This window comes from Kluyvera sichuanensis (genome assembly GCF_040930405.1).
GTDB lineage: Bacteria > Pseudomonadota > Gammaproteobacteria > Enterobacterales > Enterobacteriaceae > Kluyvera > Kluyvera sichuanensis.
This window is the reverse complement of the sequence record NZ_CP162271.1, coordinates 2,314,374-2,330,480: the sequence shown is the minus strand read 5'-3', so window position 1 is coordinate 2,330,480 and position 16,107 is coordinate 2,314,374. Positions and strand designations below refer to the sequence as shown.

22 protein-coding genes and 1 tRNA gene are annotated in these 16,107 nt (G+C 52.0%); 22 read left to right on the top strand and 1 reads right to left on the bottom strand.

Annotation, left to right across the window (positions count from 1 at the left end):
• Nucleotides 1-85: 85 nt before the first annotated feature.
• The 9 genes from AB2B48_RS11365 to AB2B48_RS11325 are packed head-to-tail and all read left to right on the top strand — an operon-like array spanning nt 86 to nt 5,057.
• Nucleotides 86-298 (top strand): DUF4222 domain-containing protein, encoded by a 213-nt coding sequence (locus AB2B48_RS11365; RefSeq protein ID WP_104651423.1) that lies wholly within the window; start codon nt 86-88, stop codon nt 296-298.
• Nucleotides 255-1,244, top strand: a complete 990-nt coding sequence (locus AB2B48_RS11360; RefSeq protein WP_368301800.1) for a hypothetical protein — start codon at nt 255-257, stop codon at nt 1,242-1,244. Before AB2B48_RS11365 ends, AB2B48_RS11360 begins: the two co-directional genes overlap by 44 nt.
• Entirely contained in the window at nt 1,241-2,062 is an 822-nt protein-coding gene (locus AB2B48_RS11355) for a DNA adenine methylase (RefSeq protein WP_368301799.1), read from the top strand. The genes AB2B48_RS11360 and AB2B48_RS11355 overlap by 4 nt, the downstream gene beginning before the upstream one ends.
• Entirely contained in the window at nt 2,059-2,277 is a 219-nt protein-coding gene (locus AB2B48_RS11350) for a hypothetical protein (RefSeq protein ID WP_368301798.1), read from the top strand. The genes AB2B48_RS11355 and AB2B48_RS11350 overlap by 4 nt, the downstream gene beginning before the upstream one ends.
• Nucleotides 2,274-2,594 carry a LexA family transcriptional regulator gene (locus AB2B48_RS11345; protein ID WP_368301797.1) on the top strand — a complete coding sequence of 107 codons (321 nt, stop codon included), beginning with the start codon at nt 2,274-2,276 and terminating at the stop codon, nt 2,592-2,594. Before AB2B48_RS11350 ends, AB2B48_RS11345 begins: the two co-directional genes overlap by 4 nt.
• Nucleotides 2,591-2,977, top strand: a complete 387-nt coding sequence (locus AB2B48_RS11340; protein WP_368301796.1) for a RusA family crossover junction endodeoxyribonuclease — start codon at nt 2,591-2,593, stop codon at nt 2,975-2,977. Before AB2B48_RS11345 ends, AB2B48_RS11340 begins: the two co-directional genes overlap by 4 nt.
• Before the next feature lie 15 nt (nt 2,978-2,992).
• Nucleotides 2,993-3,694: a phage antirepressor KilAC domain-containing protein gene (locus AB2B48_RS11335; protein WP_368301795.1), complete on the top strand. Its 702-nt coding sequence runs from the start codon at nt 2,993-2,995 to the stop codon at nt 3,692-3,694.
• A complete protein-coding gene (locus tag AB2B48_RS11330; RefSeq protein WP_368301794.1) occupies nt 3,691-4,680 on the top strand; it encodes a DUF968 domain-containing protein in 990 nt (329 codons plus the stop codon). Before AB2B48_RS11335 ends, AB2B48_RS11330 begins: the two co-directional genes overlap by 4 nt.
• 14 nt (nt 4,681-4,694) lie before the next feature.
• A complete protein-coding gene (locus AB2B48_RS11325) occupies nt 4,695-5,057 on the top strand; it encodes an antiterminator Q family protein (RefSeq protein WP_368301793.1) in 363 nt (120 codons plus the stop codon).
• Between the two features lie 206 nt (nt 5,058-5,263).
• Here AB2B48_RS11325 and AB2B48_RS11320 read toward each other — a convergent pair whose 3' ends face one another.
• Nucleotides 5,264-6,253: an SDH family Clp fold serine proteinase gene (locus AB2B48_RS11320; protein ID WP_368301792.1), complete on the bottom strand. Its 990-nt coding sequence runs from the start codon at nt 6,251-6,253 to the stop codon at nt 5,264-5,266.
• A gap of 716 nt (nt 6,254-6,969) precedes the next feature.
• Between AB2B48_RS11320 and AB2B48_RS11315 the strand changes: the two genes are divergently transcribed.
• The 13 genes from AB2B48_RS11315 (at nt 6,970) to AB2B48_RS11255 (ending at nt 16,078) form a co-directional block, all read left to right on the top strand.
• A tRNA-Gly gene (locus AB2B48_RS11315) sits at nt 6,970-7,044 on the top strand.
• A gap of 288 nt (nt 7,045-7,332) precedes the next feature.
• Complete coding sequence (locus AB2B48_RS11310) at nt 7,333-7,602, top strand: HP1 family phage holin (protein ID WP_281549152.1); 270 nt, start codon at nt 7,333-7,335, stop codon at nt 7,600-7,602.
• The gene (locus tag AB2B48_RS11305) at nt 7,574-8,098 is read left to right on the top strand and encodes a lysozyme (RefSeq protein ID WP_368301791.1); all 525 of its coding nucleotides are present in this window, start codon (nt 7,574-7,576) and stop codon (nt 8,096-8,098) included. Before AB2B48_RS11310 ends, AB2B48_RS11305 begins: the two co-directional genes overlap by 29 nt.
• Nucleotides 8,098-8,616, top strand: coding sequence for a DUF2514 domain-containing protein (locus AB2B48_RS11300; protein WP_368301790.1), 519 nt, complete (start codon nt 8,098-8,100; stop codon nt 8,614-8,616). The genes AB2B48_RS11305 and AB2B48_RS11300 overlap by 1 nt, the downstream gene beginning before the upstream one ends.
• A gap of 29 nt (nt 8,617-8,645) precedes the next feature.
• Nucleotides 8,646-8,843, top strand: coding sequence for a hypothetical protein (locus AB2B48_RS11295; protein WP_368301789.1), 198 nt, complete (start codon nt 8,646-8,648; stop codon nt 8,841-8,843).
• Nucleotides 8,844-8,948: 105 nt separating this feature from the next.
• Nucleotides 8,949-9,215, top strand: coding sequence for a hypothetical protein (locus tag AB2B48_RS11290; protein WP_058671258.1), 267 nt, complete (start codon nt 8,949-8,951; stop codon nt 9,213-9,215).
• Nucleotides 9,216-9,376: 161 nt separating this feature from the next.
• Complete coding sequence (locus AB2B48_RS11285) at nt 9,377-9,925, top strand: hypothetical protein (protein ID WP_368301788.1); 549 nt, start codon at nt 9,377-9,379, stop codon at nt 9,923-9,925.
• 252 nt (nt 9,926-10,177) lie between these two features.
• Complete coding sequence (locus AB2B48_RS11280; RefSeq protein WP_061279056.1) at nt 10,178-10,723, top strand: terminase small subunit; 546 nt, start codon at nt 10,178-10,180, stop codon at nt 10,721-10,723.
• Nucleotides 10,698-12,620 carry a phage terminase large subunit family protein gene (locus AB2B48_RS11275; protein ID WP_368301787.1) on the top strand — a complete coding sequence of 641 codons (1,923 nt, stop codon included), beginning with the start codon at nt 10,698-10,700 and terminating at the stop codon, nt 12,618-12,620. The genes AB2B48_RS11280 and AB2B48_RS11275 overlap by 26 nt, the downstream gene beginning before the upstream one ends.
• Complete coding sequence (locus AB2B48_RS11270; RefSeq protein WP_172728728.1) at nt 12,620-12,826, top strand: phage head-tail joining protein; 207 nt, start codon at nt 12,620-12,622, stop codon at nt 12,824-12,826. The genes AB2B48_RS11275 and AB2B48_RS11270 overlap by 1 nt, the downstream gene beginning before the upstream one ends.
• A complete protein-coding gene (locus AB2B48_RS11265) occupies nt 12,823-14,415 on the top strand; it encodes a phage portal protein (protein ID WP_368301786.1) in 1,593 nt (530 codons plus the stop codon). The genes AB2B48_RS11270 and AB2B48_RS11265 overlap by 4 nt, the downstream gene beginning before the upstream one ends.
• Nucleotides 14,396-15,736 carry a S49 family peptidase gene (locus AB2B48_RS11260; RefSeq protein ID WP_368301785.1) on the top strand — a complete coding sequence of 447 codons (1,341 nt, stop codon included), beginning with the start codon at nt 14,396-14,398 and terminating at the stop codon, nt 15,734-15,736. The genes AB2B48_RS11265 and AB2B48_RS11260 overlap by 20 nt, the downstream gene beginning before the upstream one ends.
• Nucleotides 15,737-15,745: 9 nt before the next feature.
• Nucleotides 15,746-16,078 carry a head decoration protein gene (locus AB2B48_RS11255; RefSeq protein ID WP_368301784.1) on the top strand — a complete coding sequence of 111 codons (333 nt, stop codon included), beginning with the start codon at nt 15,746-15,748 and terminating at the stop codon, nt 16,076-16,078.
• Nucleotides 16,079-16,107: the final 29 nt, after the last annotated feature.

Here is a 16,107-nt window from a genome sequence, read left to right as displayed (position 1 = left end):
TGGTATCCGGATGCTTTGAGCCTGTCTGCTACCAGTTTGCCGATTGGGTTGTAGGTGATTTCAACGGCCAGGCGGAAAAGGTCGAATGCGAGCACTCAACAGACGGTTTAAAGACAGCTACGGCGTCCCAGTCAGGGTTATCCGGTGGGAGCCAGAAACTCAACGGGTTATATACCTGCGCGACGGATACGAGCATGAGTGCTTCAGTCCTCTCGAACAGTTTCAGCGTAAATTCAGGGAAATAGAGGGACAGAATGAGCCTGTTAATGACATCCCGGCCAATAGTAATAAATCCTGACCTTGCATACAGCATTGGCCTGAATGAGGCGATTGCATTGCAGCAGATTAATTACTGGCTGCAAGAAACCAAATCAGGCATGGAAAGTGATGGTGTACGCTGGATCTACAACACGACAGAACAGTGGCTTGAGCAGTTCCCGTTCTGGTCTGAGTCAACTCTGAAGCGTACCTTCACCCGCCTGAAGACACTCGGTGTGCTCAAAATTGAGCAACTGAACAAGTCTCAACGCGACATGACCAACTTCTACACAATCAACTATGAAAGCGAGCTTTTAGATGAAGTCAAAGTGACCGAATCGAAGAGGTCAAAATGCGCTTTTCCATCAGGTCAAAATGACACGATGAAAGAAGTCAAAGTGACACGCTCCATCAGGTCAAAACGAACTGCTGTCATCGGGTCAAATTGCACTGATGATCCTACAGAGATTACAACAGAGAGTACTACAGAGAATAAAACCCCTTCTTGTCCGGAAGCTTCGCAACCGGACGACGCTGGCAAGCCAGATGATTTTCTGACTCGTAACCCTACGGCGGTGGTGTACAGCGCTGCAAAACGTCAGTGGGGTAGCCAGGAAGACTTAACCTGCGCCGAATGGCTGTGGGGTCGAATCATCAAGCTGTACGAACAGGCTGCCGAAACTGACGGTGAAGTGGTTCGCCCGAAAGAACCAAACTGGACTGCCTGGGCAAACGAAGTTCGCCTGATGTGTTCTCAGGATGGTCGCACTCACCGCCAGATCTGCGAGCTGTATGGCCGGGTGAACCGGGACTCGTTCTGGTGCAAGAACATCCTGAGCCCATCCAAGCTGCGTGAGAAGTGGGATGAACTGAGCCTCAAGCTGGCGGCTTCCTCCGGTGCATCCGTTCCTGGGTCAGCGATTAACCGCGCCAGCTACCAGGGTGTGGATTACTCACTGCCTGAAAACACGGGGTTCCGCTCATGAGCAAACCATTCCTGAAGTGGGCGGGTGGTAAGTTCACCCAGCTGAGCGACCTGTTCCAGCACATCCCGAGTGGCCTGCGCCTGATTGAACCGTTCGTAGGCGGTGGCTCAGTGTTTCTCAACAGCGATAAACACGCCAATTTCCTGCTGGCCGATGTGAATCCTGACCTGATCAACCTGTACCAGATGCTGGCGGTGGTACCAGATACCGTTGAGAGCAGTGCGCGCTGGATGTTTGAGCGGATGGGAACGCCGGAAAACTACGAGCTGATCCGCCAGGAGTTTAACGGGCAGACTCTGGATGCCGCCGAACGTGCAGCAGCGTTCCTGTACCTGAACCGCCACTGCTTCAATGGCCTGATGCGTTACAACCTGTCTCACCAGTTCAATGTGGGCTGGGGCAAGTACAAAGCGCCGTACTTCCCTGAGAAGGAACTCAAATCATTCACCGATATGGCGCACAACTGTGTGTTCATGACTGCCGGTTTCCGCCGGACGATTGGCCTGGCCGGGAAGGGAGATGTTGTTTACTGCGATCCGCCTTACGAACCGCTGCCGGGTACCAGTGGCTTTACTGCGTACTCCGCTGGTGGCTTCACCTGGGATAACCAGATTGAGTTGGTGGAATGCTGCGTTGCCGCTCACCGTCGTGGCGCAAGCGTCGTCATCTCGAACTCAGTGGCACCTCATGTCGTGGAACTGTATGAACAGCATGGTTTCCGCCTGCACACCATTCCAGCGCGCCGCTCCATCTCCTGCAAAGGCAGCACACGTAAAGTGGCAAAGGATCTGGTTGCTGTACTGGAGGTGGTCGAGTGAAGCCAGAGCATGAGAATGCAGTTCGCGCAGCAGCGCGACGGTGTGCCGACGAGCTGCGTGCAGCGATGCGGGTTAAGCCTAGACCAGCCTGGAACCAGGTATGTCCGCCGATCCTGCGTAAGCACCATCAACAGGTAGCGCCACTGGGTATCAGCCTGATTGAATTCAATAGCGTTATTGGCCGCATGAATGGACGCTTCGGGGAGGAGCTATGAACGAGTTAACACCGCGTCAGGGAGAGGTTCTGAAAGCTATCAAGGACTATAAGGCTCGTATTGGCTTCCCGCCGACGATATTTGAGCTGGCTGGCCTGATTGGCTGCTCATCACCGAACGCTGCCGCCGCGCATGTGACCGCGTTGAAGAAAAAGGGCTATATCACCGTAGCGCCAGGCGTAGCCCGTGGGATAACGATTATTGGTGATGCAGTGGATCACGATGCTGTTTGGATCATTCGGTCCCTGCTGGAGGGTAGAGACCGTGCTCGCGAAGATGCCATTGCCTGGCTGGAAGTACAGGAGTCTGCATCATGAAGCTGATTCTACCGTTCCCACCTAGCGTTAACACTTACTGGCGCGCACCGAATAGCGGCCCACTGAAGGGACGACATCTGATTAGTCAGAAGGGGCGAGAATTCCAGAGCGCTGCTTGTGCGGCCATTATCGAACAACTCCGCAAACTCCCGAAACCATCATCAGAAGCTGCTGCGGTGGAAATCACATTGTACCCACCGGATCAGCGCCGCCGGGATATCGACAACTACAACAAAGCGCTGTTTGACGCGCTAACACATGCTGGCGTGTGGGAGGACGACAGCCAGGTGAAACGCATGCTGGTGGAGTGGGGGCCAGTGGTACCGAAAGGGAAGGTTGAGATAACGATCAACAGATACCAACCGGCGGGTGCAGCCGCCTGATAAGTGGAGAAAGGCATGAATCAGTTAATTAACGTTAAGAACGATCCTGGCTTCCCGGCAATGACCAGCCTGGAAATTGCCGGGCTGTGTGAAAAACGACACGATAATGTGATGTCCGATATTCGTAATATGCTCACTTTGCTCAATATTCAATCTCCTGAGTTCTTAGGAGATTACCGGGACGATAAAGGTCGAAGCTATCCCTGCTTTCATTTGCCGAAGGATTTATGCCTCACGCTGGTTTCTGGCTACAGCGTTATTCTGCGTAAACGGATCATAGATCGCTGGCTTGAACTGGAGCAGCTTAATCAGCCGAAAGTCCCTCAGTCTTTCTCGGAGGCATTGCGCCTGGCCGCCGAACTGGAAGAACAGAAGCAACAGCTAAAGGATGAACTGGCGGTTGCCGCGCCTAAAGCTGAGTTTGTGGATCGCTACGTCACCGCCACTGGCTCGATGACATTCCGGCAGGTAGCAAAGTTGCTTAATGCCAAAGAGCCGGAGTTCCGACTGTTCCTGCTGGATAACCACATCATGTACCGCCTGAGTAACGTGCTGACACCTTATCACCAGCATATTGAAGCAGGGCGGTTCGAAGTGAAGACCGGCACAACAAGTGCTTCAAACTATGCATTCAGCCAGGCGCGCTTTACGGCTAAGGGTGTTAAGTGGATAGGCGGGCTCTGGACCGCGCATATTGCTAAGGGGCATGCGGCGTGAGAGCACTGTTAACACCTGAAGTGGCCCATCGCATGGGCATTGTGCTGTTCCGTCCTGGTGCTGACCTGATGCCACTGTTTACCAGAGGGCGAGTTCTGCTGGAGACAGAGCCGCAGGGATACGTGAATTTTGCTACTGGAGCTATTCCACCTGCAGTCCAGCCGCTGGCAGCTGAGCCGGCGATGTCCTCTGTATTTGAGAACGAAAAGGTCATCAATGCTGCTGGTGGGCTGCCTGGCCTTGATTACTGGCTTGAGCAACAGCTTGCCTGCCAGTGGGCTCTGAGTGACTACCATAGCCACAACTTCACAACCCTTCGCCGCCACCCCGGCTCAATCCGTTTATGCTGGCATTGCGATAACCAGCAGCGAGAGCAAACAACTGAACGTCAGGCAGGAATTGCCAGAGCAAACCTGGTATCCTGGATTTTATCGGTTGCATGCCGGGAACTGGCTTTTCCCCCGGAACATGAACTGACATTACCGGAGTTCTGCTGGTGGCTCGTCACTAAAGATGCGGCTGATGTCATCCCTGAGAGCATAGCGAGAAAGGCACTCAGGATGCCGCAGGAAACACACCAGTCAGTAATGCGTGAGAGCGAGATTGTCCCGGCGATTGCTGCCACGCAGCTGGTGCAGGAGAAAGCAAAACTCATCGTTGCGCTGAAAGTAGACCCTGACACGCCAGAGGCGGCGATGAGAAAGCCAAAACGCCGTCGCTGGGAGAAAGAGAATTATACCCGCTGGGTTAAAACGCAGCAGTGCATGTGCTGTAGCAATCCGGCAGACGACCCCCATCACCTTATCGGCCACGGGCAGGGTGGAATGGGTACCAAGGCACACGACCTGTTTGTGATTCCTCTGTGCAGAGAGCATCACGACGAGTTGCATGCCAGCCCTGTGGCATTTGAAGCGAAATACGGTGACCAGCTGGTGCTGCTGTTTCGGTTTTTAGATCGTGCGCTGGCAATCGGCGTACTGGCATGAATTGTGGAGATAACATGCGCGATATTCAGATGGTGTTAGAACGATGGGGCGGATGGGCATCAGGAGATAGCTCTGGTGTTGATTACTCGCCGATTGCTGCAGGATTCAAGGGATTATTACCTCAAACAAGCAAAAATCGTCTGTCTTGTACTGATAATGATGCCCTCATCATTGAAGGATGTCTGGCACGACTGAAGAGCCGCAAACCATATGAGCACTCACTTATCGTTGCTCATTATCTATATGGTGTATCTAAGCGTAAGATTGCCAAGGCACGAAAAAAAGATGAGAGGCTCATACGCATTGAGATACAAATGGCCGAGGGTTTTATCGACGGGTGTTTATGTATGTTGGATGTGAAACTAGAAAGCGAATAAATACAACAACGGCTCTTTTGGAGCCGTTGTGATTTTAGAAGGTTTTTTTAGTAACGGAACCCGTTGTACAGCTTAGAAAGTTACTGTATCCATTGACTGTATTGTAACTTACTTTTTGTGCCGTAGTCGGCGTAGTGGCTGGTTTAGGTGCCGCCGTATTTGCGTTTCTGTTCGTGTAGACAACAAAGTTTCCTGTTGATGATTTGTTATCCATGTTGAGCCCACCCTTCTGAAGTTAAATTATGATTTACACCGAACTGGCCTGGTGCAGCTTGAAAACGCTGCAAGACTCCCTCAGTACGGAATTGATATGAAAAAGTATCAGGAGCTTCTAGTATGCTTCTGACAGATACATAGGTTGCTTGGTTAACTGCTCCTAAGATAGCATTTGGATCGAAAGGTTCCCCAAGGCGCATCTCAGTTTTGAAATCTTCATAAATTTCTTTAATAAGCGCGTAAAGCTGTTCGTCAGGCTTCTCAACAGTGAGGCCTAGGTCATGAACAGCTTCGATTCTATTTATAGTGTAGTCATGGCTACCGGAATCACTGCAGAGAAAGCTCACAATTTTTTCTATGTTTTCGCTGTCTGTGAGCTGATGAGCCAAAAGCTTTCTCGCGAGCATTTGAATCTGACTTTTAGCCCTGTAAATCTTACCAAGAACTAAAGGATGAACCTTTTCACTTAAGGCCAGAAGAATACTAGCAAGTGAGGCATCATCTTTGATGCTTAGGTCATGCTTAACAACTTCAAGATAACCATTGATCTCTTCAACACTCACAGGTAGTTGAATTTGTTGACCATTGATAATGGCTGTTGGGTTAAGTGGAGTATTCACACTAGGATCGATTGGCCCCAAGGTTGCCTGTTTCGTCATAACCAAATTGTTTGCGCCGAGACACATTATAGTCCCTGAACTATGGCATTTGGATGGGATAATAATCTCTAGTTCTTTACAAAACTGTCGAAGAAGGTTGACCAAACTCCATGCGGTTAAGGTATCGCCTCCACGAGTGTAAAGTATCAAACTAATCTTCTGGACATCTCCGATTACATCAAGATGATTAACAAATAAATCAAATACATCTGCACTTATTTGCGCTTCTTGATTGGGCCTATCACCGGTTACATAGCATAGAACTTTCGAATTGCGGGCTTTTTCCAGCTGTGTATAGAGAGCTTTACGCTGCTCAAACATATCATTGTCCTTATGTTCAAAAATTATCAAATCAAGAAGGAATGCTAGCTATCACCATAATGCCTAGTCACTATCGGCATAATACGCACATAAGTTAAGCTGTTTTTGGGTGTTGGGTATAAAATGTGCATAAAATGGCTGCCGATTGTACCCAATCACTTCAAAAATACCATAGATTTTGTTCACGCGGTCCGCATTTTATGTATTACTGTGTTAAGAGTGGTCACTTAGACACGAACTTAAAAGAATTCATAACCTCGCCTCGGCGGGGTTTTTGCTTTTCAGAAGGGGAAGAAAATGCACCAGTAAACGGATAGACCGCAGCCGAAAGGCAAAGCAGCAGTCATGATGCTGCCCTGAGTCGCCACTGAGCGAGCCTGTGTAGTGATGGGTTAAGGTTCATGTATTAAAAATAGCTCCGGTAGAGCAGCGCGAACGCCAGACGCGCACCGGTTATCAGCGGCGATAGAGCGACAGCACCTCAAGGGCATGAGCGTGGCCACTTCGGATAGTGGCAAAATCATTGCAACGGCAAACACCGTCAGCCGTAATGGATAATGCATTGACGTAATTTATGAAAATGTTTTACGTTATTGATGCAGTGAATCCCCCTATGCGGCGGGGCGCTCAGTCAAAACTGATAATGTTCAAATGCTCGCGCGAGGCAGTTCGACTGGCTGACTCACCGGGAGGCACCCGGCACTGCATACCAGATTGCGGCCATCGTATAATGGCTATTACCTCAGCCTTCCAAGCTGATGATGCGGGTTCGATTCCCGCTGACCGCTCCAGTTTTGAATGGGCGCTGTTGTGATAATACTGCGGCATGCCACTGCGATGTGTTACCTAACCAGCGTCCATTCAAAAGCGCTCCATTAAAGTCTGAATAACCGTGGGTGGTTTGTCAGATGGAGCGCCTCTAATTCTTGATATTTTCATTCTTCAGGCTCGCTTCGGCGGGCCTTTTCTTTTTCAGGCTCCGGGAAAACTCCTCGACGTGTGTTGTTGTTAAATCAGCCCGAGAGCCTGAGTCCCCTTCAAAACACACAGCACCATCCGAATTATCCGGAGGTGAGGCTATGACCAGAATGAGCACAATTTACAGCAGACTTTCATATGGGACGGGAACCGCGTTGACTGGCTGCGGTGTCTCTGCAAAGGCCCATGCCGAAATAACTAAAGAGGTATCGTGGATGCTGGCCGACAAAGTGGCAGGACTCGGTTTAAGTGACTGGGCAATTATTGTCGGTATCGCATGCACCGTTATCACCTGCGGCGTGAACTGGTATTACCGTCGTAAAGAGCGGGAGGACAGGCTCAATGGCTATGTCACCAAAGCTGAGGAATAGCGTTATCGCGGCGGTGCCGGTTGGCGCTATCGCCATTGCTTCCGCGCTAATCACCGGACCGACTGGGAATGACGGTCTTGAAGGTGTCCGATACGTTCCTTATCAGGACGTGGTCAATAAATGGACTATCTGTTACGGACACACCGGCAATGACATCATGCTCGGAAAGACATACTCCGAGGCGGAGTGTCGGGCATTGCTCAACAAAGACCTTGCCACCGTAGCAAGTCAGATTAACCCGTATATTAAGGTTCCTATCCCAGAAACCACACGCGGTGCGCTTTATTCGTTCGTTTACAACGTCGGGGCCGGTAACTTCAAAACCTCCACGCTGCTGAGAACAATCAATCAGGGTGACATTAAAGGCGCATGCGAGCAGTTGCGGCGCTGGACTTATGCAGGCGGCAAGCAATGGAAAGGGCTAATTACCCGTAGAGAGATTGAGCGCGAAGTTTGCCAGTGGGGTCAGAAGCCACAAAGTCTAGGGGTGTTCTGATGAGCCTGCGAACTCAGCTTATTATCTCTATGTTGCTGGTGGCTTGCGCATTTCTCGCTGGCAGTGAGTGGGCGAACCGCAGCTGGAAAATAAAGTGGGCTGACCGGGATAGCGCGGAATCTTCACAGGAAGCGAACGCACAGACCGCTGCTCGCATGATTGAACAAGGGCGAACAATAGCCCGTGATGAGGCTGTTAAAGATGCTCAAGCTAAAGCAGCGAGCGCTGCCGTTACTTCTGCTGGCCTGGCTACCACTGTTAACCAGCTGCAACAGCAAGCAAGGAAGCTCGCTACCCGCCTGGACGCCGCAAAGCACACCGCAGATCTTGCCGCTGCCGTCAGAAGCAAAACAGTCGGAGCAGATACCGCAATGCTCGCCGACATGCTCGGAAGTCTTGCAGAAGAAGCTCGATATTATGCTGGACGAGCTGACGAAAGCTACCGGGCAGGAATGACGTGTGAGCGTATCTATAACTCGGTGAGAGAGTCAAACAATAACCCTACAGCCTCGCAATAGCGGGGCTTTTTAACAACAGAGGAATGAGCATGACTGTAGTTCTTACGGCAAAACAGATTGAAGAACTGGCAACCTTCGCGAAAGAAGATGGACAGCCACAATACACCATCACTACCGGGGCCATCCCTGAGTTCGAAGCTGAGAATGGTGAGATTATCCCAGGATACACTGGGCTGATCGCGTATTCTGATTCACTGGAGCACGGCGTGTTGCAGCTGGACGACTAACGGCATTACAGCAGGCATTCACGGAGTGCCTGCGATAATGGAAAAAACATTTTTGACATAACTCATTTGGTGGGAGGATAGCATTCCACACAAACAGGAGGTTTTATGTTGAAAGGTATTAGTGCTTTAGATAAATGGCTTGCTCGCTCCACATGGCATACAGGGCATCCTATCGATATGGGAATATTTTATAGTGCTGTAAAAGAAATTATTTCCCAAAACCCAAATGTCCTACTTCACGAATCCGAGATTGCCGCTTACATCAAAAGCTCACAGTCCGGGAAACTCGAAGCGAGTGAGCTTGAGCGCTTGGCAAAAGAGTATTCGCAAAAAGCAGAGTTAATTTCTGATTATGTAATTCTTGCTAAGTAATCCGTTTAAAAATTAAGTAGCCACTGGTATTCGCCGGTGGCTTTTTTTATGCGCATCGCACGCGCACATCAAAGAAAGTCTTTCAGCTGTGAGCCTGGGCAAACCGTTAACTTTCGGCGGCTTTGCCGTGCGACAGGCTCACGCCTAAAAGGAAATAAATCATGGGTCAGAAAATTATTACGTTGTCCGGCGCGGCGACGGATGTTCTGTATGCGCTGTTTTTCCGTGGCGCGCTTCAGTCTGGTGACCTGCCAGCTAAATCTGGTGCTGCTGAGCTTCGGGAGCTGGGATTCGCTGAGACACGCCATACCGCGACGGAGTATCAAAAGGAAAATTATTTCACCTTCCTGACCGCTGAAGGGCAGGAGTTTGCCATTAAGCATTTGGTCAACACACGCTTTGGTATGCCTGTTGGTGGTTACCTTGGTGAAACTTCAAGCAATGAAGGTGATTCGCGCAAGATCGTGTTTAAGGCAGGTCTCTTTACGCCGGTGAATGTAACCACTATCCCAGTGCTTACTGATGAAATGAAACAGGCCGTAATTGATGCCGTACGCGAAAGCGATTTGTTCACATCCCTTCAGGCTGCGATAGCTGCTCAGGCAGCATCAACCGTTAATCTGCAACAGGCAGTTAATGACGCAGTGGGCGATGCTATCCGCAACTCTCTGGCGCCTGGAGGTCCGATCTGGAATTCTCTGAAGCGTTAACCTCCACTTGCAAATGGTAATTATTATCACTTACGGGTCCTTTCCGGCATATCGATGCGCTACGGGGCGGCGTCCGCGCAGATTCTCGCTATTTATGAGATTTTTTCGGTTTTAGTCGTTTCCGTTCTTCTTCTAGCTAATTGCCTGTTTTTACTGAAAACACCCCCTGAAAAGAAAGGAAGCGGCAGAGTCCGATAACAGGCAAATTACTCGATGTCGTTTCCTTTCTCTGTTTTGCGCATGGAGTGAGCCATGGAGGTAAACAAAAAACGCCTCTCTGAGATTTTTGGCGTCAGTGTTCGCACCATTCAGAACTGGCAGGATCAGGGGATGCCAGTTGCCCGTGGTGGCGGAAAAGGTAATGAGGTGCTCTATGATTCCGCGGCGGTTATTGAGTGGTATTCCGCCCGTGATGCCGCAATTGAAAATGAGAAATTGCGGAAAGAAGTCGAAGATCTGCGAATCGCTTCGGAGTCGGATCTTCAACCCGGCACGATAGATTATGAGCGCCACCGACTCATCAGGGCGCAGGCCGACACGCAGGAATTGAAAAATGCAAAAGACACCGCTGAGGTGGTGGAAACCGCATTCTGCACGTTCGTGTTATCGCGGGTGGCCGGAGAAATAGCCAGTATCCTCGATGGCGTTCCTCTATCCGTTCAGCGGCGTTTCCCCGAACTGGAAAACCGGCACATTGATTTCCTGAAAAAGGACATCATTAAAGCCATGAACAAGGCAGCTGCACTGGATGAAATAATACCGGAGTTGCTGAGTGAATATATCGAACAGTCAGATTAAAGGGCTGCGGTACTCTGCTCAGGCAGGGCTCCGTTCGCTATTTCGGCCTGAACCACTGACAGCTGTTGAATGGGCTGATGCGCATTATTATCTCCCTAAAGAGTCAGCGTATCAGGAAGGGCGCTGGGTTACGCTTCCTTTCCAGATAGCCATTATGAATGCCATGGGTAACGACTATATCCGAGAGGTGAATGTCGTTAAATCTGCCCGTGTTGGCTACTCGAAAATGCTGCTCGGCGTGTATGCATACTTTATCGAACACAAGCAGCGAAATTCGCTGATCTGGCTGCCAACCGATGGCGATGCTGAGAACTTCATGAAGTCTCATGTTGAGCCCACTATCCGTGATATCCCCTCGCTTTTGTCGCTCGCGCCGTGGTACGGCAAAAAGAACCGCGACAATACGCTCAGCATGAAGCGCTTTTCCAACGGTCGCGGCTTCTGGTGTCTGGGCGGTAAGGCGGCGAAAAACTACCGTGAGAAATCGGTTGATGTCGCCGGCTACGATGAGCTGGCAGCATTTGATGAAGATATTGAGAAAGAGGGCTCGCCCACCTTCCTCGGTGATAAACGTATTGAGGGCTCCGTCTGGCCGAAGTCAATCCGTGGCTCCACGCCAAAGCTAAAGGGAACCTGCCAGATTGAGCGTGCCGCGAGTGAGTCCGGGCATTTTATGCGTTTTCACGTTGCCTGCCCTCATTGTGGGGAAGAGCAATATCTGAAGTTTGGCGATAAGGAAACGCCATTCGGGTTTAAGTGGATGCCTGGCGAACCGGCCAGCGTTTTTTACCTCTGCGAGCATAACGCCTGCGTCATTAATCAGCAGGAGCTGGATTTCTCGCAGGCGCGCTATATCTGCGACGAGACGGGGATCTGGACACGCGATGGCCTGAACTGGTTTGCGTCCTCTGGCACCGACATTGAACCGCCAGACAGCGTCACTTTCCACATATGGACCGCATACAGCCCGTTTACCACCTGGGTGCAGATAGTAAAAGACTGGATCAAGACGAAAGGGGATACCGGTAAGCGTAAAACCTTCGTGAATACCACGCTGGGTGAGACATGGGAGCCGAAGATTGGCGAACGCCCGGATGCGGACGTGATGGCGGAAAGGAAAGAACACTTTTCTGCCTCAGTACCTGACCGGGTGGCCTACCTGACCGCTGGCATTGACTCACAGCTTGACCGCTATGAGATGCGCGTCTGGGGATGGGGACCGGGTGAAGAAAGCTGGCTGATTGACCGGCAGATCATCATGGGACGACATGATGATGAAGCGACCCTCATCAGGGTGGATGAGGCCATAAACAGGGCATACACCCGGAAAAATGGCGTTGAAATGTCGATATCCCGTATTTGCTGGGATATCGGCGGTATCGATCCAACCATCGTATACAACCGCTCGAAAAAGCACGGCCTGTTTCGTCTTATCCCCATCAAAGGGGCCTCTGTTTATGGCAAACCTGTTGCCAGCATGCCGCGCAAACGGAACAAGAACGGCGTGTATCTGACGGAAGTCGGGACGGACACAGCGAAAGAGCAGATCTACAACCGCTTTACCCTGCAGCCCGAAGGTGATGAACCCCTCGCCGGCGCTGTGCATTTCCCAAACAACCCCGACGTTTACGACCTGGCTGAAGCACAGCAGCTCACCGCTGAGGAGCAGGTTGAAAAATGGGTGGACGGTAAGAAGAAGATCCTCTGGGACAGCAAAAAGCGACGAAACGAGGCGCTGGACTGCTTCGTTTATGCGCTGGCTGCGCTTCGGATCAGTATTTCGCGCTGGCAGTTAAATCTCGATTCTCTTCTGGCCAGTTTGCTGGAGGAAGAAGGGGGGCGAACCCATAACAAGACCCTGGCGGATTATGCCCGGGCATTATCTGGAGACGAATAATGGCGACACAGACCGATCTGGATGCCGCCCGCGCTGCGTTGCATGACCTCATGATGGGAAAGCGGGTGGCAACGGTGCAAAAGGACGGCCGGCGGGTTGAGTTCACCGCTACCTCAGTAGCCGACCTGAAAAAATACATTGCCGAACTTGAATCACAGATTGGCATTACTCAACGACGCCGGGGACCGGCAGGATTTTACGCATGAAAACACCTGCTTTGTTAGGGCCGGACGGTAAAACCGCATTGCGGGACTACGCCGGGTATCACGGTGGTGCTGGTGGCTTTGGCGGCCAGTTACGCGCCTGGAACCCACCGAGCGAAAGCGCGGATGCTGCGTTATTGCCTAATTTATCCCGTGGTAATGCGCGAGCAGACGATCTGGTTCGAAATAATGGTTATGCGGCAAACGCCGTGCAGCTTCATCAGGATCACATTGTCGGTTCCTTCTTCCGACTGAGTTACTGCCCGAGCTGGCGTTATCTCGGTATCAAAGAAGAAGAAAGCCGCGCATTTGCCAGGGAGGTGGAGGCCGCCTGGTATGAGTATGCTGAAGATGATTTTTGCGGGATCGATGCTGAGCGCAAGCGGACGTTTACGATGATGATCCGCGAAGGTGTCGCGACTCATGCATTTAACGGCGAGCTGTGTGTCCAGCCCACCTGGGACAGTGATTCAACGCGGCTCTTCCGGACACAGTTCAAGATGGTGAGTCCGAAGCGCATCAGCAACCCTAATAATGGCGGAGACACGCGAAACTGCCGGTCAGGTGTCAGAATAAACGACGGTGGCGCTGCGCTGGGATATTACGTCAGCGAAGACGGATATCCGGGATGGATGGCACAGAAATGGTCTTACATTCCGCGCGAGCTGCCCGGCGGGCGGCCGTCCTTTATCCATGTATTTGAACCGCTGGAGGATGGACAGACCCGCGGCGCCAACGTGTTTTACAGCGTCATGGAGCAAATGAAGATGCTCGATACGTTGCAAAATACCCAGCTCCAGAGCGCTATCGTTAAGGCGATGTATGCGGCCACGATAGAAAGTGAGCTGGATACGCAAACCGCGATGGACTTTATTCTCGGCTCTGACAGCAAAGACCAGCAGAGCAAGATGACGGGCTGGCTGGGTGAAATGGCCTCGTATTATACCGCGGCACCGGTTCGGCTCGGCGGTGCGAAGGTTCCCCATCTGATGCCGGGTGACTCCCTGAATCTTCAGTCAGCGCAGGATACGGACAACGGTTTTTCGACGTTCGAGCAATCACTGCTGCGTTATATCTCTGCTGGTCTGGGTGTGTCTTATGAGCAACTTTCGCGCAACTATTCGCAGATGAGCTACTCCACTGCACGCGCCAGCGCGAACGAGTCCTGGGCGTTCTTTATGGGCCGCCGCAAGTTCGTGGCAGCCCGACAGGCCTGCCAGATGTTTGTATGCTGGCTGGAGGAGGCTATTGTCCGCCGGGTGGTGACGTTGCCATCCAGAGCACGATTCAGTTTTCAGGAAGCGAGAACAGCCTGGGGCAATGCCAACTGGATAGGCTCTGGCCGTATGGCGATAGATGGGCTGAAGGAAGTGCAGGAGGCCGTCATGCTTATTGAGGCAGGCCTGAGCACTTATGAGAAGGAGTGCGCCAAGCGCGGGGACGATTATCAGGAAATATTTTCGCAGCAGGTACGTGAAACGATGGAGCGTCGCGCGGCAGGCCTTAAACCTCCAGCCTGGGCGGCTTCTGCCTTTGAGTCTGGACTGAAAAAATCAAATGAGGAGGGGAACGATGACGCCCGAGCTGCGTAATCTCCCGCACATTGCCAGTATGGCTTTCAATGAGCCGCTATTACTTGAACCCGCCTATGCGCGGGTTTTCTTTTGCGCGCTTGCTGGCCAGCTTGGCATTACCCGTCTGACCGACACTGTATCTGGCGTGACCCTTGGTGCAGAGCAAATGGCTGAACCGCTGGTGCTCTTTGGCGATGATGAGGATATGGAGCCAAAACCGTCACGAAGCTATCAGGTCACTAACGGGATCGCAGTGCTGCCGGTATCCGGGACCCTGGTCAGTAAAACCCGTGCACTCCAGCCATATTCGGGGATGACGGGTTACAACGGCATTATCGCCCGTCTTCAGCAGGCCATCAGCGATCCGGGTGTTGACGGCATCCTTCTGGATATGGACACCCCAGGCGGAATGGTGGCGGGGGCTTTTGATTGTGCGGACATTATTGCCCGTATGCGCGATATCAAACCCATCTGGGCGCTGGCAAACGATATGAACTGCAGCGCAGGTCAGCTGATTGCCAGTGCTGCCTCGCGCCGGCTTGTGACGCAGACGGCCAGAACGGGATCCATTGGCGTCATGATGGCTCATAGCAATTACGGTGCCGCCCTGAAAACCAGCGGCGTTGAGGTCACGCTCATTTACAGCGGCGAGCACAAGGTGGACGGGAACCCCTACGAGAAATTACCCAAAGAAGTACGCGCAGATTTTCAGGCGCGTATTGACGCGACCCGGCAGATGTTCGCTGAAAAGGTGGCGGGTTACACCGGCATGTCGGTCCAGGCCGTTCTGGACACTGAAGCGGCTGTTTTTTCAGGCCAGGAATCAGTAGACAACGGACTGGCGGAGCAACTGGTCAACAACATGGATGCGCTGAACGTTATGCGCGATGCAATTAACAAACGAACGATGATTTCCCGAGGAGGAAGTATGAAAGGTACTACTGCATCCGCAGATACCGCTCAACCAGCAGCAACCGCTGCTGTTAACCAGCCCGTGGCCACTGCTGACGCACCCGCTGTGGTCGTTGACCCTGCAACTACTGCATCTGTTGATGTGAGCAGCCAGGTCGCGGCGGCGGTCGCCGCTGAAAATGGTCGCATTATGGGGATCCTGAACTGTGAAGAGGCAAAAGGGCGCGAATCACAGGCGCGCGCACTGGCTGAAACGCCCGGCATGACGGTGGAAAGTGCACAGCGCATTCTTGCCGCCGCGCCTCAGAGTGCTCAGGCCCGCACGGATACCGCGCTGGATCGTCTGATGGAAACCGCACCCGGCACCGTAGCGGCAGGGAGTTCATCTGCTGATGCGGGTGACGATTTGTTAAATACGCCTGTTTAAGAGGTCAACATGTCTAACATTGAGCAATTTACTCACCTCCAGCCCCTCGGGAACAGTGATCCGGCGCATACCGCGTATGCACCTGGTGAACTGACGAAATCAGTGCCGGCGATGACGCCGCTGATGCTGGATGCTACTTCCGGTAAGCTAACCGTTTGGGATGGCCAGCATGCGGGGGCCGCTTGCGGCGTTCTGGCGGTGACATCTGATCAGAGCAACGCCGAGCTGGCATTCTATAAGTCCGGCTCTTTCCGCATTGAAGATGTGCTCTGGCCAGTGACTGTGACGGATGAACACATCAAGCGCAACGCATTTACGGGTACCGCCATCAGCATTGTCTGACCCTTTTCTGAACTGCAACCATCATCCAT